Here is a 22,715-nt window from a genome sequence, read left to right as displayed (position 1 = left end):
GGCGACATGACGCAGCCCAACACAGAATCCCTTGCCCGCGCGGAGAAGAAAGCCGCATCCACCGTGGACATGGGCGCAAAACGCTGGGTACTCGCTGCCGCGGTTGCCATCTACGTGGTGGCGCTGTTCCTGCCGTTCGTGGGCGGGGCGTCGCTATGGCAGGTGCTCGCCGCCACCGACGCTGCGAAGGACGCGCAGACTGCGGTCACGGAGTACATCTTCGCGTGGATCTCGCTCATTGGCGTCGGTGTCCTGACCACCCTTGCCGTGGCCACGCAGCGCTTCGCGCTCGCGGTTCCCGCGTGGATGGTCACCACCGTCTCGCTGGTCTACTCCGTGCTTGGCATCTGGCTGCGCAACTCCAACGCCACCGGCATCAGCCGCGGTGCCAGCTACTACCTGGTCGTGCTCGCGGTAGTGATCGTGGTGTTCACGGTCTTCCCGCTGATCCTGTCGCGCAACGAGGAACAGGCGGCCGTCGCTAAGCAGCGCGCCGAGGCGCAAGGCAAGGATGAGGTGGCGCTCGCGCAGCGCGCCGCGACGAGGGAGCAGGAGAACCCTTTGCTTATCGACGACCGCCGTGCCCGCGCAGCAGAGCGACACCGCAAGACGTTGGACTAGCAGGTACAAACCCGCGCCGCCGGTCCCCAGCCCGCAAAAGCCGATATCGGCATGTAGCGTGACCGCCGATCCGCGACCTGGGCTTTTGTAGCGTCTCACCTTGTAAACGCCGATATCGGCATTTACAAGGAGCGCACTGCCTACCGTTTCTGCCACGCGGTGGTGGAGGAAACCACCTCCGCGTCAAGGCCCCTCATGATGGCGTTCGCCGCGGGGGAGTCGGCGGGGTAGGAGCAGTAGACCGTCTCCAGGTCCTCCCAGGTCTCTTTGGCGCGTGTGAGCGACGCGCGCAGCAGTGCGGAGCCGATGCCGCGGCCACGGTGCTCAGGCAGCAGATATATCAACCCGAGTTCGCAGACTTTCGGGTCGTCCGAAAAGTACCGGACTACTTCGCAAAGACCGACGCACTCGCCGTTGACGTATGCCAGGCCAGTGAGCTGGGAGCCGCCACGGTCCTGCAACCTGGCACCGGCGTCCTGTATGCGGGCGAGGTCCCACTCGATGGTGTCCATGACCAGCTCGCCGCGGGGGTAGTCGCGCGAGGCGGAGGTGAGCAAACGGGAGAACTGCTCCAGTTCACCGGGCGCGGCGTCTCGCGGCGCTGAGAAGCCGGGGCCCTGGACCACCGAGAACTGGGCGTCCGCAGCATCAGGCAGCCCCTTAATCGCGGAGACGGAGAAGGTGCCCTGGTCCTCCCGGAACACCGGCGCGTAGCCGTAGCCCCGAACGTGCGGCGGTTCATCTGCTGCAACAGCGTGGGTCACCCACAGTTGGCGGGTGGGGCGGGAAAGGCGGGCCGACAGGTCGTCGAGAAGCTTCAGCGCGCTTTCCCACGGAGCATCGGGGACCGGCTCGCCAGGAAGCGGCGCGAGTTCGGAGTCGAAGGTGAAGTTCGCTTCGATCACGCCGCGGTCTTCGAGCAGGGGCAGGGAGACGAACAGCCAGGCGTTGAGGGAGTCGAGGTCTTCGGCGAACAGCTCCGGGTAGCCCAGATCGGTGACCGGCCGCAGGTGCTGCGTTGAAACTAAGCCGAACAGCATGGCCTCGGACTCGGCGGAGGGCTCGAGGCGCTTCGCGATGTGGGCCGCGGACACGCCGGAGGTGGCAAGACCCGTGATGTCCTGGATGGCCAGCGTGGCGGAAAAGGCGTAGCCCCCGACCACGGCCTCGGCATCGTTGCCGTGGTCTGGTCGGGGGACGAAAAGCTGGGGGTGGAGCACTCGCGCTAACTTACTAGCCCTCGTTGACGGCCTTGGCGGCGACGTCGGCGAACTCCTGCCACTGCTTGGCCTGCTCGCGAAGGGAAGCGGCCTTGGTGGCGTCGCCCTTGGCCTCGGCGGCCTCGGCCTGCTTGATAAAGTCGTCGGCCTTGACCTGGAACTGGTTCACCTTGTCCTGCTGCGCCGGGTCGGTCTTGCGCCAGCGGGAATCCTCGGCCTCGGACACGCGCTGCTCGATGCGGCCGATCTTGTCCTCGAACTCGCGAACACGCCCGCGCGGGACAAAGCCGATCTCGTCCCACTTGTCCTGCAGCTCGCGCAGCTTCGCCTTCGCTGCGCCGAGGCCCTTCGCGGGGTCGATCAGCGAGTCGTACTCGGAAATCAGCGCGTCCTTCGCCTCCGCGTTGGCCTCGAACTCACGGTCGCGCTCGGCGTTGACGGCGTTGCGGGCCTCGAAGAAGTGGTCCTGGGCGGCGCGGAAGCGCTCCCACAGCTTGTCGTCCACATCGCGCGGGGCGCGGCCGGCGGCCTTCCACTCCGTCATCAGGTCGCGGTAGGCGCGGGCGGTGTGGCCCCAGTCAGTGGAATCCTTCAGCGCCTCGGCGCGCTCGACCAGTTCCTCCTTGGTCTTCCTGGCCTGTGCGCGGTTGCGGTCCAGCTCGGCGAAGTGGGAGCCGCGGCGGCGGTTGAAGCTGTCGCGGGCGCGGGAGTAGCGCTTCCACAGCTCGTCGTCGGTTGCGCGGTCGATGCCGCGGATGCCGCGCCACTCCTCCAGGATTGCGCGGATGCGGTCGCCCGCGGCCTTCCACTCCGTGGAGTTCTCCGCCAGGTCCTCGGCCTCTGCGGCGAGCGCTTCTTTGCGGGCGATCGCCTGCTCGCGGCGCTGCGCCTTCTTCTCCTTCGCCTTCTCGCGCGCGGTATCGGTAGCGTCGATCGCCTTGTCCAGGCGGGCCTCCACGGCGTCGATGTCGCCGATCACGGCCGCGTCCGCAAGCGATGCCTTGAGTGTCTCGGCGGACTTGCGCAGCGCATCTGCGTCCTCCGGGTGGGCGCGCAGGCGGGTTTCGATGAGCTCCACCTCGGTGACCAAGTCGTCGTAGCGCTGGCCGTAGTGGGCCAGGCCCTCCTCGGGCGTGCCCGCCTGCCAGGAGCCGATCTGGCGCTCCTCGCCGCCGCGGGTGAGAAAGACGTTGCCCTCGTCGTCTACGCGACCGAACTTGGACGGGTCCGACGGCTCGCGCGCCGGCAGGGGAGCCGGGGTGACGGTCTTCGCCGCTGCTCCTGGGCGCGGGCCCGGCTTCTTCGCCATCGCGGCCGGCGACGGTGCCTTGGCGCCCGGGGTCGGAGTGGAGTTCGAATCGGTCATGGTGGACATCCTTTCCGCGGCCTTTAATGTGGCCGCTCTGTGCCGCGCGTCGCGGCTGCCTTGCGCAATGCGTGCGATATTACCGGCACTTCACGCCCTGCGGGGAGCAAACGGTGCGCTGGGTAGGGTTGTCCGCGTGAGACCCAACCTCTGGATCGTGCCGGGATCGCCGGCACTCGCGCTTTCGCCTAGCGACGCCGCTTCGCAACGGCTCCTACAGGCCGTCCGCGCGCTCGCAGGCGGGCTCGACGGCAGGGCGATCGACATCGTCTGCTCGCTCGATGAGCGTTGGCGCACCGCCCACACCGGATCCTTCGCCGCCTGGGGCGGGCCGGAGATCACCGTGCGCGCGGGCAACCACTTAGGCGAGCTGGTCGCACGGTTCGCACTGGGGGACCCGGAGGTACGCGAGGTCCGCGGGGAGATCGGCGCCCCCGACCCGGACGCGGTGACCGTGGTGGTGCTCGACGGTCCGGCCGGGCTGACCCCGCGAGCCCCGCTCGCGCTGGTCGACGGCGCGCCGGAGTACCACCAGCATCTGTGCGGGTGGTTGGACGGTGGGCAACCGGAGGTCGTCGATAAGCAATTGCTCGAACCCGCACTCTGGCACGAACTGGCGACGCTGCGGCCGCGAGAGGCGCGGCTCATCGGCCACGACGACACCTTGGGCGTGGGGCGCTACGTAGCGGAGTGGAGCGTATGAAACCGATTGCAGTAGTGGGACCGACCGCCAGCGGCAAGTCCGCCCTCGGCATCGCGCTGGCGCATAAGTTCGGCGGCGAAGTGGTCAACGTGGACTCGATGCAGCTGTACAAGGGCATGGACATCGGCACCGCGAAGCTGCCGGTGGCCGAGCGCGAGGGCATCCCGCACCACCTGCTGGACATCTGGGAGGTCACGCGCACTGCCTCGGTGGCCGAGTACCAGGAGCTTGCGGTCGCGACGGTGGAGGAGATCATGTCGCGCGGCAAGATGCCGGTGCTGGTGGGCGGGTCGATGCTGTACGTGCAATCGCTTATCGACGCCTGGACGTTCCCGCCCACCGACCCTGCGGTGCGCGCGAAGTACGAGGAACGCCTGGCCGAGATTGGCGTGGACGCGCTGCACGCGGAGCTGGCGGAGGTGGACCCGGCCGCTGCCCGCATCATCGAGGACAAGGACCCGCGCCGCACCGTGCGCGCCCTCGAGGTGATCGAGCTGACCGGCAAACCGTTCCAAGCCTCGCAGCCGCCGAAGAACGCAGCACCCCGCTGGGGCACGCGCATCCTGGGGCTGCGCACCAACGCCGAGTGGTTGAACCCGCGCATCGAGCTGCGCACGCGCATGATGTTTGAGCAGGGGCTTATCGACGAAACACGTGGCCTGGTGGACGCCGGCCTCGTGCGAGAATCCACCGCCGGCCGCGCGATCGGCTACGCGCAGGTGCTGGCGATGTTGGATGGCGAGCTCACCGAGGACGAGGCGGTGGAGCAGACGATCACCGGCACGCGCCGGTACGTGCGCCGCCAGCGCTCCTGGTTTAACCGCGACCCGCGAACCGTGTGGCTGGACGCGGCCGGCGCGGACGTTGTGGGCGCCGCGTTAGACTCGCTGGCGTGAAATTTATCAAAGCGCACGCCACCGAAAACGACTTCGTCGTCCTCATCGACGTTGAGGACACCCTCGACGTGACCCCGGAGCAGGTCGCCTTCCTCTGCGACCGGCGCGCCGGCGTCGGCGGCGACGGGTTGCTGCGCGTGGTGCGCCGCAGGGGAGCAGACGGCATGTGGTTCATGGACTACCGTAACGCCGACGGCACCATCGCGGAGATGTGCGGCAACGGCATCCGCGCGTTCGCCCACGTGCTGGTGGCCGAAGGACTCGAGGACGCGACCGAGTTCGACGTGGACACCCGCGCCGGCGTCAAGCACATCCGGGTGATCTCCGCCGACTGCGCCGACGCGATTGTGTCTGTGGGCATGGGCCGCGTGGAGGTCACTGGTGTCTCCACCGCATCGATGGGGGAGGCGCAGTTCGCCGGTATCGGCGTGGACGTGGGCAACCCGCACCTCGCATGCGTGATCCCGGGGATGACCTCCTCGGACCTGGCTGACATGGAGTTCGTGGCACCCGAGTTCGACCCGGAGTTCTTCCCCAAGGGGGTGAACGTGGAGGTGCTCACGGAGCTGGATCAGGGAGGCGTGCACATGCGCGTGTGGGAGCGCGGCGTGGGCGAGACCCGCTCCTGCGGCACCGGCACCGTCGCCGCCGCGCAGGCGGCGCTTGCGGACGCGGGCATCGAGAACGGCTCCGTGATCGTGAACGTTCCGGGAGGGGCTATCGAGGTCGTGCTCGAAGATGGCGAGGCCACCATGACCGGCCCGTCCACGATCGTGTTCCGCGGGGAGCTGGCGGACGAGCTGTAAGCCGAAGACCTACGCCGGGCCGATTTCTTTCGCGGCCCGGCGTGCGTCGTCCCAGGCCTCCTGCAGTTCGAAGGCACGCTCGTCGGCGACGGTGAGGATGCGCTCCAGCTGCGCCTTGTCGGTGGAGGTGGACTCCAGGTAGCCGTCGATGCGCTCCAAGAAGCGCCGGGCGGAAGAGGCCCGCAGCAGAAATTCATTGACCTGCGGTACCGAGTTATCCGGGTTAGCCAGGGCGGGGTAGTGCAACGTGCGGTCCGCGATGTCGGAAGCGGACGCACCGTGCTGCAGCAGCTCGTAGGCGTCGAGCACCTCGGCGATGTCGTCGCGCGCGTACTGCAGCGACGACCGGATCGCCAGCACCTCCGGGTCAATCTGCACCCGTCGCACGAGCAATATCGCCCCGATGATCAGCAGAGCCGACAACATTAGACCCGGCAGTTTGAGCGTGAACACCAGCAGCACAACGGCAGCGAGCACGAGTGCGCCGATTAACGCTCTTGAGAGATCCCTGTTCGGTGAGCTCATCGGGAAGCCCCTGTAACGGCTAGTGGCCGCCGCACCCGCAGGATCCGCCGCAGCCCCCGCAGCCGCTGCCGGAAGGCGTCGGAATGGAGCCGGCCATCACGGCGGTGCCGGCGATCACGGAATCGCGCGCGGGCAGCTCGCCGTCGGGCAGGCACACGTCGAACGGGAACGCCGCGTCGACGGAGACGTGGATGAAGCGCTGGCCGGTCAGCGCGGAGGTGCGGTACTCCGCCTCCAGCACGCGCGCCGAAAACTCAGCGCTGGCATCCGGGGTGGTGGCACTGCCGCTTGCCACGGCCTCGGCGCCGGGGGAGGAAACGGCGCCCACCACAGTGCCCGGGTGCAGCGCCAGGTAGGCCTCGGTGGATTCGTAGCGGTCAACCGCCAGGCCCAGGGCTGTGACGGACAATTCCTGCCACTCGAGCGCGGGATCGTCCACAAGCAGCGGCTCCTGCGCGAGGTTCACTGTCAGCGACGCCATGGCGTTGCCGCGGGGGTCGACCGCCTCGGCAAGCGCGACGACGTCGTTAAGCGGCGTAATGTGCGCGTAGGTGCGGGTGACCGACTCGAAGCCCGCGAAGGTGGCGAACGGCTCCACAGCCAGGATGTTCAGCTGCGCGCCAGACGGGTCGGTGTACTGGATCAGCTGGCCTCCCCGGACTTCGCCGACGACGGCGAGGCGGTCAGTGGCGATCGCGGCTTCGACCGCGTCCTGCCACCTGTTAAAGCTCAAGCCGAGTGCGGAAAGATCGGTGCTGACTGCTGTACTCATGGCCGTTGATTCTAGTCAATCGCCCCGACCGGGAAGAATCCTGGGCCTTGCCGCGTTTAATCGGGTAGATATGACAGTGACAGATTCAACACACAGGAAAGATCGCTTTTTGCTTGAAGACGAACTGACGCCCGAGCAGCGCACCCACGATGAACTGCTGCGACAGGCGTTTCGCCACAACGAGCCACAGCCCGGTGCGGAACCCACGGTCGGTGCGCTGGACCTCGCCGACCGCAACGCGTTCCGCAGCGTTACCGGAGCCACCGAACTCCGCTCTGAAGAACAGACCGACGGGTACGAGGTTGAGTACCGCAAGCTCCGCCTGGAGGAAGTGCTCCTCGTCGGCGCGTGGACTGAGGGAACCACTGCGGAGATGGAGGCGAGCATGTGGGAGCTGGCGGCGCTGGCGAAAACTGCTGGCGCCGACGTGCTGGACATGCTGTACCAGAAGCGCGACAAGCCGGACCCGGGCACCTACATCGGCTCAGGCAAGGTGGCGGAGCTGCGCGAGATCGTGCAGGCCACCGGCGCGGACACGGTGATTTTCGACGGCGAGCTCTCGCCGTCGCAGATGATCGCGCTTGAGGAAGCGCTAAAGATCAAGGTGATCGACCGCACCATGCTTATCTTGGACATCTTCGCCCAGCACGCCAAGAGCAAAGAGGGCAAAGCCCAGGTGAGCCTCGCGCAGATGGAGTACCTGTACAGCCGCACCCGCGGTTGGGGCGGCAACCTGTCGCGCCAGGCCGGCGGCCGCGCCGGCTCCAACGGCGGCGTGGGCCTGCGTGGCCCCGGTGAGACGCGCATTGAGGCGGACCGCCGCCGCCTGCGCACCGAGATGGCGAAGCTGCGCCACCAGCTGCGCGACATGACCACGGCGCGTGAGGTCAAGCGCGCGCAGCGCCAGCGCTCCACCATCCCGAAGATCGCGATTGCCGGCTACACCAACGCGGGCAAGTCCTCGCTGATCAACGCGATGACGGGCGCCGGCGTGCTGGTGGAGGACGCGCTGTTTGCCACCCTGGACCCGTCCACACGCAAGGCGAAGCTCGCGGACGGGCGCAACGTGGTGCTCACCGACACTGTCGGGTTTGTGCGCCACCTGCCCACGCAGTTGGTTGAGGCGTTCAAGTCCACGCTTGAAGAGGTCGCCGGCGCCGATCTTCTGCTGCACGTCGTGGACGGTTCGGATGCGTTCCCGCTGAAGCAGATCGAGGCCGTCAACGAGGTTCTCGCCGAGGTCACCCGCGATTCCGGCGAGGAAATGCCCCCGGAGATCGTGGTGGTCAACAAGATCGACGAGGCCGACCCGCTGGTGCTGGTCGAGCTGCGCCACGCGTTTGAAAAGACCGGCCGCACGGCAGTGTTCGTCTCCGCGCTGACCGGCGAGGGGATCGAGGAGCTTGAGGCGCGCATCGAGCAGCACCTCAACTCCATTGACGCGCACGTGACCATGGTGGTGCCCTACACCCGCGGCGATGTGGTCAGCCGCGTCCACGACGAGGGCACGGTGCGCTCGGAGGAATACGAGGAGGCGGGCACGCGTATCGACGTCCGCCTGCCCCGCGTCCTGGCCGAGCAGTACGCGGAGTTCGTTGTCAGCTAGCTATCGGTTGAGCTTCGCCGCGGCATCCTCGTCGAGGATGACCGTGGTGCGCGGGTGGTTCTGCAGCACCGACGCCGGGCAGCCCGGGGACACCGGTCCCTCCACCAGCGCCTTGACCGCGTCGGCCTTGTTCGGGCCGGTGGCGATGAGCACGATGGTGTGCGCCTCCATGATGGTGCCCACGCCCTGGGTCAGGGCCTTGCGCGGCACCTGGTCCTCGTTGTCGAAGAAGCGGGCGTTGTCCGCCACCGTGGTGGGGTGCAGGTCGATTTCGCGCGTGCGCGAATCAAGGGCGCTGGGCGGCTCGTTGAACGCGATATGGCCGTTGGCGCCCACACCGAGGATTTGCACGTCCACGCCGCCGGCGGCTGCGATGCGCTGCTCGTAGCTGCGGGTTTCAGCTTCGGTGTCCGCCGACAGGCCGTCGAGAGACTGCACCTTTGCATCGTCGATGTCGACATGGCTGGTGAATTCGCGGCGGATGGTGGCGTAGTAGGACTGCTCGTCGGAGCGTTCCAGGCCGACGTACTCGTCCAGGAGGAACGCGTCGCACTGTGCGAAACTCAAGCCTTCCTCGCGGTGGCGGCGGATCAACTCCATGTACGTGGGGGTCGGGGTTGAACCCGTGGCCAAGCCGAGGGTCGCGCCGTCACGAACAAACGGTTCGATGATGTCGGCTGCGGACACGCCTACTTCTTCGGCGGTGGGGCGCACAATGATTTCCATGATGCTCAAAATAGCAAGCCCTCACTGAGAGCTAATTACTTTGCCCGCCAGGCACCCCCGGCACAGGAAAAATCAGGTGGCGGGGTGATAATGGCATTTCGTGACTAACACTTTCGGCTGGACCATTCACGGAGACGGGCGCACAGTGCGCCCCGGGGCTGTTGTCGCCCCGGACGAGCGGCTGAGCTGGCCGCGCACCATCGGCATCGGCATGCAGCACGTGGTTGCAATGTTCGGAGCCACACTGCTGGTGCCCACCCTGACCGGATTCCCGGTGAACACCACGCTGCTGTTCTCCGGGCTGGGCACCATCATCTTCTTGCTGATCACCCGCAATAAAGTGCCCAGCTACCTGGGTTCGTCCTTCGCCTTTATCGCTCCGCTGACGGCGTCGCAGCAGTACGGCGTCGGCGCGCAGCTGGGCGGGGTGCTGCTGACCGGTGTGGCACTCATCCTCGTCGGCATCATCGTTGAATGGGCGGGCAAACGCGTCATCGACGCGGTGATGCCGCCCGTGGTCACCGGCGCCATCGTCGCGCTCATCGGCTTCAACCTGGCGCCGACCGCGGTGTCGAACGTGGAAACCCAGCCCTGGGTCGCGGCGGTAACGCTGCTGACGGTTGTGGTGGTTACCGTGGCCACCCGCGGCCTGCTCTCGCGCCTTTCCATCCTCATCGGCGTGCTCGTCGGCTGGCTGTTCGCGGCCTTGACGGGCGGCTTGGGCGAGGACGCACTGCAAACGATCGCCGACGCCCCGTGGATCGGCCTGCCGCAGTTCCACCGTCCGGAGTTCCACGTCTCTGCCATGCTGGTGACCCTGCCGGTGTTGGTCGTGCTGATCGCGGAGAACGTCGGCCACGTCAAGGCCGTATCCGAGATGACTGGACGCAACCTCGACGACATGCAGGGCCGCGCGCTGATCGGCGACGGCATCGCCACCACGCTCGCCGGCGGTTTCGGCGGGTCCGGCACCACCACCTACGCCGAGAACATTGGCGTGATGGCGGCGACGAAGGTGTACTCCACCGCAGCGTATTGGGTCGCCGCCGCGTTTGCGATTGTGCTGGCGTTCATCCCGAAGTTCGGTGCCGTGATCTTCACCATCCCCGCCGGCGTGCTCGGCGGCGCGTGCCTGGTGCTCTACGGGCTCATCGGCATGCTGGGCGTGCGTATTTGGCAGGACAACAAGGTCGACTTCACCGATCCCGCGAACCTCACCGCGGCCGCGGTGGCACTGATTGTCGGCATCGGCAACCTCACGCTCGACATCGGCGCTGTGACGTTGGAAGGCATCGCGCTGGGCTCAGTGGGCATCATCGTGATCTATCCGTTGATGCGCTGGGCGTACAACACGTTGGGGGAGGGGCAGTACCGCAAGGAGTTCGACGTGTCGAAGCCGTCGACGTTCTAGCGGCTGGCCCATGCTGCACGTGAAAACGCCCGGGCACAGTGCCCGGGCGTTAGCTCGTCGTAAAGCGAAGAGTGCTTACTCCTCGTCGAGGTTCTGCTCGATCAGCGCCGCAATTTTCTCCACGGCATCGGCGTTGTCGGAAGTGACAGTGACCTCGTCGCCGTGCTCCGCGCCCATCGCCATGATCATCAGCGAGGATGCGGCATCGGTCTCGTCGTCATCGTCGCCGCCGACAAGCGTCAGCAGGATCTCGTCGTCGTACTCGCCGGCAGCATCTGCGATCACCGTGGCCGGGCGAGCGTGCAGCCCGACGGTGGAACCGACCTTCACAGTCTTGGAAGCCATTCGGGTGTCCTTTCCGTTGTTTTTCATTCAAGTCTGCAACGAGTGTAGGTCGCATTCATGCGAAGATGCCACCATTTTCGCGCAGAAAGTCAAAGAACGCCCCAGTGAAATACGTCGGGCGGCGCACCGAGGGTTACTGGGGCTGCGCGAGCACGACCTCGATACCGTGCGAGCGCAGTTCGTCCACGAACGCGGAGGGCGCTTCGGCGTCGGTGATCACCACGTCGATGTCCGTCAGCGGCGCGAAGCTGACCACATAGTCGTTGCCCAGCTTCGTGGAGTCGCACAACACGACAACCCTGCGGGCGTTGGTGACCATCGCGGCCTTTACCGCCGCCTCCTTGGCGTCCACAGTGGACAGGCCGTGGCCGATGGACAACGCGTTGGTGCCCACGAACGCCACGTCGGCGCGCAACAGAGCGAGGGTGCGAAGCGCGGTACTGCCGACGACTGCCTGACTGATCGGCCGGACTGAGCCGCCGAGAAGCTGCACATCGTGCAATCCGGAATCGCTCAGCTCCAATGCAGTGGGGATGGAGTTGGTCACCACCGAGTACTCCCGGTCCCCGCGGGTCTCCGCCAGACGCCTGCCCAAGCTGCTGATCGTCGTGCCCGAGTCCAAAAAGATGGTGCAACTTTGCGCATCCGGCACGAACTGCAGCGCGGTTTCCGCAATCGCGGCTTTAGCGGCAAGGGAGGCGCGCTGACGGGTATCCAGCGGAATTTCCGTCGAGCGGTAGGACTGGCTCGCCACCGCGCCGCCGTGGACGCGGTGCACAGCGCCTTCGTCGTGCAATGCCGAAAGGTCACGGCGGATGGTCTCCGCGGTGACGTCGAAGCGCTGCGCCAACTCAGTGACGTTGACGCGGCCTTCAACTGCGGTCAAAGACGCGATTTGGCGTCTACGCTCCTCGGCGTACATCGATCTCCTGCGCTTGTCGTTATGTGATTTCCGGTCTGTGGGGCTGCGGCTGCTCGATGCAAACGCACCGACTACAGCGTACGGAACACCGAGATGACACGCCCCATGATCTCCGCTTCGTCGCCCTTAATCGGCTCGAAGGCATCGTTGTGGGGCAACAGCCACACACCGGTGGAGTCGCGGTGGAACTCCTTGACCGTCGCCTCACCGTCGAGCAACGCCGCGACGAACTCGCCCTCCTCGGCGTTCGGCTGGGAGCGGACAACCACCCAGTCGCCGTCGAGGATGCCGGCGTCGCGCATGGATTCGCCGACGACCTTGAGCATGAACACATCGCCGTCACCGAGCAGCTCCTCGGGCAGGGGGTAGTAGGTGTCCACGTTCTCCTCGGCGAGGATCGGGGCACCCGCGGCAATCTGTCCGACTACCGGCACGTAGCGGGCATTGCCAGAATCTTCCGGCTTCGCCTCCTGCGGCTTGCGCTTCTTTCGGCCGGCTTCCGGCATTTGGCGCAAGTCCACGGCGCGGGGCTTGTTCGGGTCGCGGCGGAGGAATCCCTTCTTCTCCAGCTCTTTGAGCTGGTATGCGACAGACGAGGTGGACTGCAGCCCGGCCGCGTCACCGATCTCGCGGATGCTCGGCGGGTAACCGCGCAGGACCACAGCGTCCTGAATGACCTGGAGGATCCGGCGCTGGCGGTCTGACAGCGCGTTGTAATCCGGGTTGCCTGGATCGGACTTCTTTCGTGCCATGACGTTCTCCTTGGACTCGGTGGCGTTGTGCGCCTACGAACCTACCAGATAGGGCACTCATGTTCGATGGGTGCAAGCTTTGGGTGGACACGTATTGAACGTGATGCTATAAATCGAACACGTAAGCGTATTCGAACAAATGAACGTTAGAACGTTCGAGCGTGTCGGTGCCGAACGTAGAGTGTGCCGCAGAAAGAAGGGAGACACACCATGTCAGTTGCAATCAATCCAGTACACAACACGTTAGTTGGACGCGCCGGAGCCGCATCTGTGGTCCCTCCGGCAGAAGTCTGGGATGTTGAATCCGCACCGAAGCGTCGAACAGGCGGCGCCGGTGTTCGAGCGATTTCCGGATCCCATCGAACGGGTGCTCGCTCATCCGTCAAGGGGAGTCTGGACGGTCCTTCCAATGTGAACGCGTTCGAAACACGGCACGAGACGCGCGATACGCTCCTGCTCGGCGTGTGCATGACTGCGGCGCTGCTTATCGGTTCCGCATTCGGCGGTGTTTTCTCGGCGCAAGCAGAGGATCCTTCGTCCATGTCCAGTGGCCAGGCGGCTCATTCGGCTGTGGCGGCAACTGCGCGCTAGGCAGGGCGTAGACTCACGGCTACGCCAAGCCTTGAAAACTATGGGGGTGGAAGACCGTGTTTTGTCCTTTTTGCCACAACGAGCAATCTCGTGTGACTGACTCGCGGCTGGTCGAGGCCGGCTCAGCAATTCGCCGCCGCAGAGAGTGCACCGAGTGCGGGGGGCGTTTCACCACAGTGGAAAAGGCCGTCCTCACTGTTGTGAAACGCAACGGCGTGAGCGAACCGTTCGACCGCGACAAGCTTATCGTCGGCGTGCGCCGAGCATGCCAAGGCCGCGATGTCACCGACGACGCATTGAAGCGTCTGGCCCAGGAAGTGGAAGAGACTGTGCGCGCGCAGGGCAGCTCGCAGGTGCCCGCCCACGAGATCGGTCTGGCGGTCCTCGAACCGCTGCGTGCCCTCGATGAGGTGGCGTATCTGCGCTTCGCGTCCGTGTACAAGTCGTTCGAGAGCGCGGACGACTTCGAATCCGAAATCCGGCTCATGCGTCGCCGCGACCGCGAAGACTTCTAACCCGCGGCCATGGCGCTAACGCAGCGCGTCAATCTTCTTCTCAATGCGACGCTGGCTCACCGGCCTCGGCGTGCCCAGCCGCTGCGCAAACAGGCTCACCCGCAGCTCCTCAATCAGCCACAAAATGTCCTTGTAGGCCTTGGTCTTTGTCCGGCCCGCAGGCAAGGACTTCATACGCTGCGCCAAGTAAGCCTTCACCGAATCAATCACGGACTGCCGGTCGGCGTCGCGGTCCGGATCTAGGCGCATGTCCTCCAACCGGATCCGCATCGCGTCGATGTAGCGGGGCAAATGCTGCAAGTGGCCGATGCCGTGAACGGTTACCGCGTGCTTCGGCAGGAAGAACTGCAGCTGCGACGTCATGTCGTCGATAGCTGGGCCTTCCCACTGCCGCAGCTCCGCTGCAATGTTCGCGTACTCCGCGAGCGCCGGCGCCAACGTGACCACCACACGGCGCACACCTCCTGCGACCTGGGGCCGGATTTCGCCCACCAGCGCGTCGAACTCCTCGGGGGAGCGCACCGGCCCGCCGGAGGAGAACATCAGGTCGCGGATCACAGCGACGCGGGCGTCCTCCACAAGCCCGTCGGCGCCGCCGTGCGGGTAGCGGTCCACCGCCACCTTCTGCCGCAGCGGCAGCCCCTTGGTCATCTGCCCCGCGTTGACCGTGATCTCCCGCAGCAGCAGCGTCAGCGTCGCCGTGACCATCGAGGCGTCTGCGGCGGCCTTCGTCGGATGCACGGTGACCTTCACGCCGTCCTTGGTGGCCTCGAGTGCCGGGTAGGCGTCGACCTCGTTGCCGTCGATAGTCGTGGTTACCGTCTCCGGCACCGCGCCGAGGGAGTCGGTGGTCCACTTCGCCACCGCATCCGATTCAGATGTGCGGCCGGCCTTGGACACGGAGGACTTGATCTTGCCGGCCTGGCGGCGCTTCAACGCACCGAGGTCCGTGTCGTGGTCGACCACTTTGCCGCGGCGGTCGATCGCCGCGAACGTGACCTTCAGGTGGTCCGGGAGCGCGGCCGGGTTGAAGTCGGCACCGTTGATGCCGCGCCCGCCGACGCTTCTGAGCGCCTCCGCGAGTGCCTCGGCAAACGGTATTTCCCGCAGCTCCCGCTCGCTGACGCCGTCAGCGTCCTGCTGCGCGCGGATCGCGTCGAGGGCGCGCTCGGCGAAGTCGGGCGCCGGCACCACGGTCTTGCGCAGCGCCTTCGGCAGCGTGCGGATGTACTCCGCGGCAAGCTCCGAGCGCAGCCCCGGCACCAGCCAGTCAAAGCCGTCCGGCCGCAAATTGGCCAAAAGCGGCACGGGCACGTCCACGGTCACGCCGTCGAAAGGGTCGCCCGGCTCGAACTTGTAGCGCAACGCGTAGTCGATGGTGCCTTGGCGCCACACCTCGGGGAAGGCGGCGGCGGAGGAGTCCACGCCTTCGTCGTCGAGAAGCGCGGCTGGGTCAAAGTCCAAGTAGTGCTTGTCCTCGGCCCGCTTTTTCTTCCACCACGAGTCGAAGTGGCGGGCGGTGGTGACACTTTGCGGCAAGCGCGAGTCGTAGAACTCGAACAGGGTGTCCTCGTCCACCACCAATCCGCGGCGGCGCACCTTTTCCTCCACCTCAGCGGCTTCGGCGAGTAGGGCTTCGTTGTGGTCGATGAAGTGGTGGTGGCGGTTCCAGTCGCCCTCGAGCAGGGCGTGGCGAATAAACATGTTGCGCGCGCCCTCGGCATCCACGCGGTGGTAAGGCACAAGCCGGTCGCGCACGATGGTCACGCCGTAGAGCATCGACTTCTGGTGCACCATCGCGGCCGAGCGCTTCCGCGACCACACAGGCTCGGAGTAGCTGTGCTTCATCAGCTCGCCCGCGGCAGCCTCCACCCAGGCGGGCTCGATCTTTGCCACGTCGCGCGCCCACAGGCGCGAGGTTTCCACCAGCTCGGCGGCCATGAGGAACTCCGGGGGCTTTTTGCTTAGCGACGACCCGGGGAAGACCAAGAACCGCGTCCCGCGCGCACCCTGGAACTCCTTCGAGTTGCCGTCGCGGGCGCCGATGTTGGACAAAAGGCCCGTGAGCAGCGACTTGTGGATCGCGTCGGCGTCGCGCTCGCCGGCGACGTTCTCGGCTCGGGACCAGCCCAGCTGGCGCTCCACGTCGCGCAGTTGGCGCACCAGGTCGAACCATTCGCGGATGCGCATGTAGTGCAAAAACTCGCGCTTCATGCGCTTGCGGAAGGCGTTGCCGGATAGCTCGTCGCGCGAGTCGCCAATGTAGTCCCACAGCTTCAGCGAGGACAGGAAGTCCGACGTCGCGTCCTTGAACCGGGCGTGGGCCTGGTCGGCCTGGGCCTGGTACTCCAGGGGGCGCTCACGCACGTCCTGGATGGTCATGCTGGCCACGATCACGGTGACGTCGTCGAGCACACCGAGCCGGTTGGCCTCCACCAGCATGCGCGCCATCTTCGGGTCCACCGGAATGCGCGCGATGTCGCGCCCGACGTCGGTGAGCACGGGTGCGCCGTCGCGTTCTTTGTCCGAGATCGCGCCGAGCTCGTGCAGGAGCAGCAGGCCGTCGCGCACGGCCTTCTTATCCGGCGGCTGGATGAAGGGGAAGTCGTTGATGTCGCCGAGGCGCAGGGAGATCATCTGCAGCACCACGGAGGCCAGGTTGGTGCGCAGGATCTCCGGGTCGGTGAACTCGGGGCGCGCCTCGAAGTTGTCCTCGGAGTACAGGCGGATGGCCACACCGTCGGCGATACGGCCGGAGCGGCCGGAGCGTTGGTTGGCGGAGGCCTGGGAGATCTCCTCGATGGGCAGTCGCTGCACCTTGGTGCGCGTGGAATAGCGCGAGATGCGCGCCAGGCCGGTGTCCACCACGTAGTGGATCCCCGGCACGGTCAGCGAGGTCTCCGCGATGTTGGTGGACAGCACGATGCGCCGACCGGAGTGCGGGGCAAAGACTCGGTGCTGCTCCGCATTCGATAGGCGGCCGAACAAAGGCACGACCTCGACGCCGCGCCAGTGCTGCTTTTCAATGGCCTCCATGCAGTCGCGGATGTCGCGCTCGGAGGCGAAGAAGCACAAGATGTCGCCTTTGCCTTCGCCCATGAGCTCCTTGCAGGCTTCGACCACACCGTCGATCATGTCGGTGTCGATCTCCTTGACGGAGCCGTCTTTTGCCTGCACCTGCTCCACCAGGGGGCGGTAGCGGATCTCCACCGGGTAGGTGCGGCCAGAGACCTCGATGATGGGGGCGGGGTTGCCCTCGGCGTCGGCAAAGTGCTCGGCGAAGGCTTCCGGGTCGATGGTTGCGGAGGTGACGATCACCTTCAGATCCGGACGCTTCGGCAGCAGCCGCTTGAGGTACCCGAGCAAAAAGTCGATGTTCAGCGAGCGTTCGTGCGCCTCGTCGATGATGATCGTGTCGTAGGCGTTGAGGAACCGGTCGCGCTGCATCTCCGCGAGCAGGATGCCGTCCGTCATCAGCTTCACCGCCGTGGATTCGGAGACCCGGTCGTCGAAGCGGATGGCGTAGCCGACGGACTCGCCGATGTCCTGGCCCAGCTCGTCGGCGATGCGCTCCGCCACAGTGCGCGCGGCGAGCCTGCGCGGCTGCGTGTGCCCGATCAGGCCTCGGCGCCCGCGGCCCAGCTCCAGCAGCATCTTCGGAATCTGGGTGGTTTTGCCGGAGCCGGTCTCGCCCGCGATCACCACGACCTGGTTGTCGCGCACCAGCTCCATGATGTCCTCGCGCCGCGCAGAAACCGGCAGGTTCTCCGGGTAGGTGATCTCGGGGACGAGGGCATCGCGCTTAGCGACGGCAGCTGCCGCCTTGTCCACGTCCGCCCCAATCGCCGTCAACGCTTCAGTGGAATTGGCCTTCTTCAGACGCCGGCGGAACCTGCGCACGTCAGCGATCGGGACGCCGTCGAGCGCCTCATACAGCTGCGGCTTCGTGGGAGGTGAGGTAGGGGATGCGTGCTCATTCATAACCAGAGCGTGAGTCTAGCGCGGCAGCAGCTTACGGCTCGATTCCGTCGCTTCCTTGAAGGCGCGGGAGACTAACTCGCCGAGCTGCTCGAACTCCGGACGGCGACGAGACGATGCCCGCATTGCGAGCCCGACGGTGCGTTTCGCGTCCACGCCCGGGCCGAAGGCGGAAACGGCGATGCCGGGGCGCGCGCACTCGGTGGACAAGGCGGAGACGGGCACCAGCGTGGAGCCGAGTCCGGCCACCACCAGCTGCACCACCGTGGTCAGCGACGCCGCGCGGGTGACTGACTGCGCGCCGGGGGAGCGGTTGACCTCCGCGATCTTGCACAACTCCACGATTTGATCGCGCAGGCAGTGCCCGTCGTCCAGCAACAGCAGATCGAGGTCGTGCAGCGCGTTCAGATCGAGGTCTCCTCTGCCGGCCACGGGATGGTCGGGGGAGGTGATCACCGCGAAGGTTTCGTCGTAGAGCGGGATTTCCGACACCCCGGTGGCGCCGGTTGGGGTGGCGAGCACTGCGACGTCGATCTGCCCGTCGCGAAGCCGCTGCAGCAGCTCCTCGGTCTGGTTCTCCACAATGCGCGGCTCCAAGTCCGGATACTCCTCCTCGATGAGCTTCAGCAGCGTCGGCAGGATGTACGGGGCGATGGTGGGGATCATGCCGATGTTCAGCGGCCCGGCCAGCACTCCGAGGGCGCCGCGGGATTGCGCTACGAACGCGTCGGCAGCTTCCAGCGTCGCCTTCGCATAGGGGAGGAGCTCCTCGCCGGTGGGGGTGACGATGACGCGCCGGGTGGAGCGCTCGATGAGTTGGATGCCCAAGCCGGCCTCCAAGGCGGCGAGTGCCTGTGAGAGGGACGGCTGTGAGATGCCGAGCTTGTTCGCCGCGGAGACGAAGTGCTTTTGCTCGGCGACGGTGACAAACGTCCGGATCTGAGCGAGCGTCGGTTTATACTCTCGATTAGTCATGCCTATGAACCTACACGAAGTTCATAGGTTTTTACGTTGAAAGCGGGCGCGTTCTGTGTCATACTGGTTGCTGTCCGTTGAAAATCACCTTTGACCAGTTTCTTTGGAGGAATTTCTATGCCGATCATGACCGTTGGAGAGCGTTTCCCGGAGTTCGACCTTGTCGCGCTGAAGGGTGGCAACCTGAAGGAAGCTAACGCGGCTACTCCGGACGACTACTTCGAGAACGTGTCGCTGGACAAGTACGAGGGCAAGTGGAAGATCGTCTTCTTCTACCCGAAGGACTTCACCTTCGTCTGCCCGACCGAGATCGCCGCATTCGGCAAGCTCAACGAGGAGTTCGAGGACCGCGACACCCAGGTGCTCGGCGGCTCCACCGACAACGAGTACTCCCACTTCAACTGGCGTGCGACCCACGAGGACCTGCTGGACATCCCGTTCCCGATGTTCGCTGACGTCCGCCACGACCTGATCCGCGCGCTCGGCGTCGAGAACGCTGACGGCGTGTGCGACCGCGCAACCTTCATCATCGACCCGGACGGCATCATCCAGTTCGTCTCCGTCACCCCGGACGCTGTCGGTCGCAACGTCGACGAGGTTCTGCGTGTGCTCGACGCGCTGCAGTCCGAAGAGGTCTGCGCCTGCGATTGGCAGAAGAACGACCCGACGAAGAACATCGACAAGATGGCCGTGGTCCAGGAGTCCCTGAAGTAAACCCTTTTTCAGTTAAACCCGTCCGGCAAAGGAGAACATGATGTCGATTGAGAACCTGCGCGGCGCACTGCCCGAGTACGCGAAGGACCAGAAGCTCAACCTCGGTTCGCTGACCCGCTCCACCGAGCTCAGCGAGCAGCAGCTCTGGGGCACCCTTCTCGCATCCGCGGCAGCGACCCGCAACGCGAAGGTCATCGCCGAGATCGCTGAGGAAGCCAAGGAGCACCTCTCCGAGGAGGCTGCGGATGCCGCGTACGGCGCCGCCACCGTCATGGCGATGAACAACGTCGCCTACCGCGCCAAGGGCTGGCTCGGCGACGATTACGCCAACGTGAAGTTCGGCCTGCGCATGAACATCATCTCGAAGCCGGGCGTGGAAAAGGCCGATTTCGAGCTGTGGTCGCTCGCTGTTTCCACCATCAACGGCTGCGAGCACTGCGCCGTGGCGCACGCCAACACCGTCCGCGAGGAGGGTGTGACCAAGGAGCAGGTCTGGGAGGCCGTCAAGGTCGCTGGCGTTGTCCAGGCTGTGGCCCAGGCAATCACCATCGAGGACGCTCGCTAAGCATTAACGCTTGACGACGGCACGACCTCCGGCAAGCCCCGCATATGGCGGGGAATGCCGGAGGTTTCGCCGTTTAGCGGGGCGGTTTAGAGGCCCTTCCGGTTTTAGAGTGCGTTGATGTTGTCCTGTAGTTGTCCGGAGTGGATCGCAGCACCAGTACTTGGGTAATTGTCACTCACGATAAACGTGTTCGTGCAATTGCCGATAGTGTCTTGGTGCTCGGATAGCGTATGCCCTCTAACAAGATGGGAATTGTGATGGTCGAAATAGTTTGGAATAAAGTCTCTTTTCGATACTCGAAATATGGGCCATATATTCTGCGGGATGCCGCGCTGTCGTTGTCACGGCCTGGCATCTACGAAGTCAGGGGCCCATCGGGAAGCGGTAAATCCACGGTTCTGGATCTGTTAGCTGGTCTGCGCTCACCCAGTGAAGGCAGGGTAACCATCGACGGTAAACGGTTCGGAAAGGGCGCGGCCAAGAAGCTAACCTCGTGGCGGGCCAAGCACGTCGGGTACGCACCACAGGCACCGACCCTCCTGCCTAGCCTCAGCTGCCGGGAGAACCTCGAGCTGGCAGTTCACGTCGCCGGACGGGGCCTCGACGCCCAGGGCAGGGAAGAGCTGCTTGGCACGTTGGGCATGCAGCCTTTCACAGAAGCCCTGCCGGCGGAGCTATCCGGGGGTCAACGCCAGCGCGTTGCGGTGGCCCAGGCACTAGCTTCCCAACCGGACTTGGTGCTCATGGATGAGCCCGTCAGCGCGCTTGATGGAGCGAATGTCACCGTGGTCGAGGACTTGTTGCGCCAGTCGGCGAAGCGGGGAGCGATAGTGGTCTATTGCTCCCACCGTGAGCTTTTCGACGGACAAGCAAAAACACTGCTGCAGATGGGGGCATAGCTCATGAAGACCATGACTCCCACCGCCGCCTACCGGAGAGAGCTGTCGGTGACGGCGCGCCCCTTCATCGGGGGAATCGTACTGGCTGCGGTAGTAATAGGCACGCTCGTCGGCACCATCCTTTACGTCGCATTCTCGACTGGCGGAAGCAGCGACTTCAAGGCCGGCGTGACGAATATGAGCCTAATTGCGATCATCCCGGCATTCGCCGGGGTCCGGTTGGCGCATCAGAATTTTATCGCTGACCACCAAAATACCGTGCAAGCGCTGCGGATTCTCGGCATAGGCAGGGCGTTTTTCACCAGGCACCTGCTCCTGCAAGGGGCGTGCCTGGCGCTTCTGGCAAGCGCTTCGGCGGTCGTGTTGGGACGGTTGTTAGCGACGCCGCTTTTCAAGGTGATTCTGCTAGGGCTCAACAAGCATCTGCCAGATCACTGGGGCTCGCCCATTGACGTTGCCTGGTCGTCACTGCTGGTCTTAGTCCCCCTGTACCTCCTCGGCGTGGGGATTCTCAACGTCGACAAGGTGCTAGCCAAAACCGGGGATCAGGGAGCGGCGACAGTAGGTAAGTCCAAATCCTTGGTGGGGCTGGTTGGCTTAGTACTCGCAGTGGTCAATGTTGCCGCGGGTATCTGGTGCATGGTGACGACTCCGCCAGGGCCTGTCGTGTTGATTTTCGTCTTCACCTTGCCGTTCCTCGCTGTCGCACTTGCCGCCACCTTCGCCCGGGTGCTAGCTCGCTGGGCAGCCGCGGCGATCAAAAAGGTGAGCGGATGGTCGGCACCCGCGCTAGGCATCCGCTCCTCCGAAACCGTCGGGACGACCTCGAGGGTGGGGCTTGCTACCGCGCTCGTAGCCATTCCGCTGGCAGGCTTCACAGGTGCACAGACCTCGTTATGGGCGGCAAATTACGTAGGCTCCCAGAATTTCCAACCGGTCCCAGTCGTCGTCGGCCAAGATTTTCGCCTACTGGAAGCGCAGGAAGCAGACGGTGTATGTGAGGAGATCGGCGACAACTGCCGTGGGGTGGTCTACTGGCAGCCTTCGGACTTCGAATCCGCGGGGGAGACCTCCGTACCGATGGAGAAGGCGAATGACTATTCTCTGGCCGGATCGAATGACCACGTGATAGGGCAGCTACTCTCGCCCGCGGCGCCGGTGAAGGCTCACAGCCCCTTCTACCCAGACTTCATGGTCCCGTTCTCCGGTATTTCTAGCGAGTCTCCGGTCAAACCGGAATGGGGGCTTCCCGTGGTCGCAGAATCGGCTAGCGCACCGGATCATCTCCGGGTGGAGTCCGCGCAGGATTGGGTACGGCATGTGGATATGGATAGCCAGATCATGTACGGGCCTCACGGCGACGGAACCGCCGGCTTCGTCCCCACCGCGGCCTACACTTTGCTGGCGATCTGCCTGGTCCTCGCGGTCTCTGTGATGGGCAAGCGGGCCAATTTGCATGCGTTCTTCTCACCACTGCGTCTTCTGGGCCGTACTCAAGACGCGATCCAGCGAGCAGAGTTCTGGGCAATCCTCTTTCCGTACTGTGTTGCCATGCTGACAGCGCTCCTAGTGGGCATCTGGTACACGGTCGCCGTCCATGTCGCAGTCTCGGGGTGCCCGGGGGCGCTGCTGCCTTACCTTCCCCCAGGGCTATGGGTGCTCTTTGTCCTTGTCTTCTTAGGCACGAGTGCGACTGCCTTCTTGCCAACTCCAGACAAGGACGAGCGTGGCGCAGATGCGCCCTAGACACTGGCGTGCCGGCGCCTAAAGAGGCTCTTCCGGTTTCCACTCCGGGCAACTACTGGAC

General features: G+C 65.2%; 22 protein-coding genes. 12 read left to right on the top strand and 10 right to left on the bottom strand.

Annotated features, from left to right (window positions below):
- The first annotated feature begins 6 nt into the window (after window positions 1-6).
- Window positions 7-621 (top strand): hypothetical protein, encoded by a 615-nt coding sequence (locus MHY23_RS07040; RefSeq protein ID WP_239306967.1) that lies wholly within the window; start codon window positions 7-9, stop codon window positions 619-621.
- A 140-nt stretch (window positions 622-761) separates the two neighbouring features.
- Here MHY23_RS07040 and MHY23_RS12005 read toward each other — a convergent pair whose 3' ends face one another.
- Window positions 762-1,841 carry a GNAT family N-acetyltransferase gene (locus MHY23_RS12005; protein ID WP_239306966.1) on the bottom strand — a complete coding sequence of 360 codons (1,080 nt, stop codon included), beginning with the start codon at window positions 1,839-1,841 and terminating at the stop codon, window positions 762-764.
- A gap of 13 nt (window positions 1,842-1,854) precedes the next feature.
- The gene (locus tag MHY23_RS07030) at window positions 1,855-3,207 is read right to left on the bottom strand and encodes a DUF349 domain-containing protein (protein WP_239306965.1); all 1,353 of its coding nucleotides are present in this window, start codon (window positions 3,205-3,207) and stop codon (window positions 1,855-1,857) included.
- A gap of 136 nt (window positions 3,208-3,343) precedes the next feature.
- Here MHY23_RS07030 and MHY23_RS07025 point away from each other — a divergent pair, with 136 nt between their 5' ends.
- Genes MHY23_RS07025 through dapF form a run of 3 tightly spaced genes read left to right on the top strand, consistent with a single transcriptional unit; the run spans window position 3,344 to window position 5,612 of the window.
- Window positions 3,344-3,910 (top strand): hypothetical protein, encoded by a 567-nt coding sequence (locus MHY23_RS07025; RefSeq protein ID WP_239306964.1) that lies wholly within the window; start codon window positions 3,344-3,346, stop codon window positions 3,908-3,910.
- Window positions 3,907-4,806: a tRNA (adenosine(37)-N6)-dimethylallyltransferase MiaA gene (gene miaA / locus MHY23_RS07020; RefSeq protein WP_239306963.1), complete on the top strand. Its 900-nt coding sequence runs from the start codon at window positions 3,907-3,909 to the stop codon at window positions 4,804-4,806. The genes MHY23_RS07025 and miaA overlap by 4 nt, the downstream gene beginning before the upstream one ends.
- Complete coding sequence (gene dapF, locus MHY23_RS07015; RefSeq protein WP_239306962.1) at window positions 4,803-5,612, top strand: diaminopimelate epimerase; 810 nt, start codon at window positions 4,803-4,805, stop codon at window positions 5,610-5,612. The genes miaA and dapF overlap by 4 nt, the downstream gene beginning before the upstream one ends.
- 9 nt (window positions 5,613-5,621) lie before the next feature.
- Here dapF and MHY23_RS07010 read toward each other — a convergent pair whose 3' ends face one another.
- Both MHY23_RS07010 and MHY23_RS07005 read right to left on the bottom strand, forming a co-directional pair.
- A complete protein-coding gene (locus MHY23_RS07010) occupies window positions 5,622-6,137 on the bottom strand; it encodes a hypothetical protein (protein ID WP_239306961.1) in 516 nt (171 codons plus the stop codon).
- Window positions 6,138-6,156: 19 nt separating this feature from the next.
- A complete protein-coding gene (locus tag MHY23_RS07005; RefSeq protein ID WP_239306960.1) occupies window positions 6,157-6,909 on the bottom strand; it encodes a hypothetical protein in 753 nt (250 codons plus the stop codon).
- Window positions 6,910-6,979: 70 nt separating this feature from the next.
- Here MHY23_RS07005 and hflX point away from each other — a divergent pair, with 70 nt between their 5' ends.
- On the top strand, window positions 6,980-8,515 hold the full coding sequence (gene hflX / locus MHY23_RS07000; protein ID WP_239306959.1) for a GTPase HflX: 1,536 nt from the start codon (window positions 6,980-6,982) through the stop codon (window positions 8,513-8,515).
- Here hflX and nagB read toward each other — a convergent pair whose 3' ends face one another.
- A complete protein-coding gene (gene nagB / locus MHY23_RS06995) occupies window positions 8,516-9,241 on the bottom strand; it encodes a glucosamine-6-phosphate deaminase (RefSeq protein ID WP_239306958.1) in 726 nt (241 codons plus the stop codon).
- Between the two features lie 100 nt (window positions 9,242-9,341).
- Between nagB and MHY23_RS06990 the strand changes: the two genes are divergently transcribed.
- Window positions 9,342-10,652: a solute carrier family 23 protein gene (locus MHY23_RS06990; protein ID WP_239306957.1), complete on the top strand. Its 1,311-nt coding sequence runs from the start codon at window positions 9,342-9,344 to the stop codon at window positions 10,650-10,652.
- Between the two features lie 75 nt (window positions 10,653-10,727).
- Here MHY23_RS06990 and MHY23_RS06985 read toward each other — a convergent pair whose 3' ends face one another.
- From MHY23_RS06985 to lexA, 3 genes are all read right to left on the bottom strand, one after another.
- Window positions 10,728-10,997 (bottom strand): HPr family phosphocarrier protein, encoded by a 270-nt coding sequence (locus MHY23_RS06985; RefSeq protein WP_070474252.1) that lies wholly within the window; start codon window positions 10,995-10,997, stop codon window positions 10,728-10,730.
- A gap of 133 nt (window positions 10,998-11,130) precedes the next feature.
- Window positions 11,131-11,919, bottom strand: coding sequence for a DeoR/GlpR family DNA-binding transcription regulator (locus MHY23_RS06980; RefSeq protein ID WP_239306956.1), 789 nt, complete (start codon window positions 11,917-11,919; stop codon window positions 11,131-11,133).
- 71 nt (window positions 11,920-11,990) lie between these two features.
- Window positions 11,991-12,671 carry a transcriptional repressor LexA gene (lexA, locus tag MHY23_RS06975; protein WP_181888577.1) on the bottom strand — a complete coding sequence of 227 codons (681 nt, stop codon included), beginning with the start codon at window positions 12,669-12,671 and terminating at the stop codon, window positions 11,991-11,993.
- Window positions 12,672-12,881: 210 nt separating this feature from the next.
- Here lexA and MHY23_RS06970 point away from each other — a divergent pair, with 210 nt between their 5' ends.
- The gene (locus MHY23_RS06970; RefSeq protein WP_239306955.1) at window positions 12,882-13,262 is read left to right on the top strand and encodes a hypothetical protein; all 381 of its coding nucleotides are present in this window, start codon (window positions 12,882-12,884) and stop codon (window positions 13,260-13,262) included.
- A gap of 56 nt (window positions 13,263-13,318) precedes the next feature.
- Entirely contained in the window at window positions 13,319-13,777 is a 459-nt protein-coding gene (nrdR, locus tag MHY23_RS06965) for a transcriptional regulator NrdR (protein WP_034998765.1), read from the top strand.
- Window positions 13,778-13,792: 15 nt separating this feature from the next.
- On the opposite strand, the gene hrpA is transcribed toward nrdR, so the two are convergent.
- Window positions 13,793-17,758: an ATP-dependent RNA helicase HrpA gene (gene hrpA / locus MHY23_RS06960; protein ID WP_239306954.1), complete on the bottom strand. Its 3,966-nt coding sequence runs from the start codon at window positions 17,756-17,758 to the stop codon at window positions 13,793-13,795.
- Window positions 17,759-17,773: 15 nt separating this feature from the next.
- The gene (locus MHY23_RS06955) at window positions 17,774-18,730 is read right to left on the bottom strand and encodes a hydrogen peroxide-inducible genes activator (protein ID WP_239306953.1); all 957 of its coding nucleotides are present in this window, start codon (window positions 18,728-18,730) and stop codon (window positions 17,774-17,776) included.
- A 117-nt stretch (window positions 18,731-18,847) separates the two neighbouring features.
- On the opposite strand from MHY23_RS06955, the gene MHY23_RS06950 reads away from it, so the two are divergent.
- The 4 genes from MHY23_RS06950 to MHY23_RS06935 all read left to right on the top strand — a co-directional run bounded on the left by MHY23_RS06950 (window position 18,848) and on the right by MHY23_RS06935 (window position 22,654).
- The gene (locus MHY23_RS06950; protein WP_239306952.1) at window positions 18,848-19,444 is read left to right on the top strand and encodes a peroxiredoxin; all 597 of its coding nucleotides are present in this window, start codon (window positions 18,848-18,850) and stop codon (window positions 19,442-19,444) included.
- Window positions 19,445-19,484: 40 nt separating this feature from the next.
- Window positions 19,485-20,009, top strand: a complete 525-nt coding sequence (locus MHY23_RS06945) for a carboxymuconolactone decarboxylase family protein (RefSeq protein ID WP_239306951.1) — start codon at window positions 19,485-19,487, stop codon at window positions 20,007-20,009.
- Window positions 20,010-20,254: 245 nt separating this feature from the next.
- Window positions 20,255-20,908, top strand: coding sequence for an ATP-binding cassette domain-containing protein (locus MHY23_RS06940; protein ID WP_239306950.1), 654 nt, complete (start codon window positions 20,255-20,257; stop codon window positions 20,906-20,908).
- A gap of 3 nt (window positions 20,909-20,911) precedes the next feature.
- Window positions 20,912-22,654, top strand: coding sequence for a hypothetical protein (locus MHY23_RS06935; RefSeq protein ID WP_239306949.1), 1,743 nt, complete (start codon window positions 20,912-20,914; stop codon window positions 22,652-22,654).
- The last annotated feature ends 61 nt before the right edge of the window (window positions 22,655-22,715 follow it).

Origin of the sequence: Corynebacterium sp. ACRQP, assembly GCF_022345915.1 — a bacterium.
In the GTDB taxonomy this organism is placed as follows: Bacteria; Actinomycetota; Actinomycetes; order Mycobacteriales; family Mycobacteriaceae; genus Corynebacterium; species Corynebacterium lehmanniae.
The sequence above is the reverse complement of the archived record's forward strand: the minus strand, read 5'-3'. Positions and strand labels throughout refer to the sequence as shown.

Bases quoted from the DNA above. Each gene is read 5' to 3' on its own strand.
- MHY23_RS07040 (WP_239306967.1), top strand. From the start codon at position 7: ATGACGCAGCCCAACACAGAATCCCTTGCCCGCGCGGAGAAGAAAGCC.
- MHY23_RS07030 (WP_239306965.1), bottom strand. From the start codon at position 3,207: ATGACCGATTCGAACTCCACTCCGACCCCGGGCGCCAAGGCACCGTCG.
- miaA (WP_239306963.1), top strand. From the start codon at position 3,907: ATGAAACCGATTGCAGTAGTGGGACCGACCGCCAGCGGCAAGTCCGCC.
- MHY23_RS07010 (WP_239306961.1), bottom strand. From the start codon at position 6,137: ATGAGCTCACCGAACAGGGATCTCTCAAGAGCGTTAATCGGCGCACTC.
- MHY23_RS07005 (WP_239306960.1), bottom strand. From the start codon at position 6,909: ATGAGTACAGCAGTCAGCACCGATCTTTCCGCACTCGGCTTGAGCTTT.
- hflX (WP_239306959.1), top strand. From the start codon at position 6,980: ATGACAGTGACAGATTCAACACACAGGAAAGATCGCTTTTTGCTTGAA.
- nagB (WP_239306958.1), bottom strand. From the start codon at position 9,241: ATGGAAATCATTGTGCGCCCCACCGCCGAAGAAGTAGGCGTGTCCGCA.
- MHY23_RS06985 (WP_070474252.1), bottom strand. From the start codon at position 10,997: ATGGCTTCCAAGACTGTGAAGGTCGGTTCCACCGTCGGGCTGCACGCT.
- MHY23_RS06980 (WP_239306956.1), bottom strand. From the start codon at position 11,919: ATGTACGCCGAGGAGCGTAGACGCCAAATCGCGTCTTTGACCGCAGTT.
- lexA (WP_181888577.1), bottom strand. From the start codon at position 12,671: ATGGCACGAAAGAAGTCCGATCCAGGCAACCCGGATTACAACGCGCTG.
- MHY23_RS06970 (WP_239306955.1), top strand. From the start codon at position 12,882: ATGTCAGTTGCAATCAATCCAGTACACAACACGTTAGTTGGACGCGCC.
- hrpA (WP_239306954.1), bottom strand. From the start codon at position 17,758: ATGAATGAGCACGCATCCCCTACCTCACCTCCCACGAAGCCGCAGCTG.
- MHY23_RS06955 (WP_239306953.1), bottom strand. From the start codon at position 18,730: ATGACTAATCGAGAGTATAAACCGACGCTCGCTCAGATCCGGACGTTT.
- MHY23_RS06950 (WP_239306952.1), top strand. From the start codon at position 18,848: ATGCCGATCATGACCGTTGGAGAGCGTTTCCCGGAGTTCGACCTTGTC.
- MHY23_RS06945 (WP_239306951.1), top strand. From the start codon at position 19,485: ATGTCGATTGAGAACCTGCGCGGCGCACTGCCCGAGTACGCGAAGGAC.
- MHY23_RS06940 (WP_239306950.1), top strand. From the start codon at position 20,255: ATGGGAATTGTGATGGTCGAAATAGTTTGGAATAAAGTCTCTTTTCGA.
- MHY23_RS06935 (WP_239306949.1), top strand. From the start codon at position 20,912: ATGAAGACCATGACTCCCACCGCCGCCTACCGGAGAGAGCTGTCGGTG.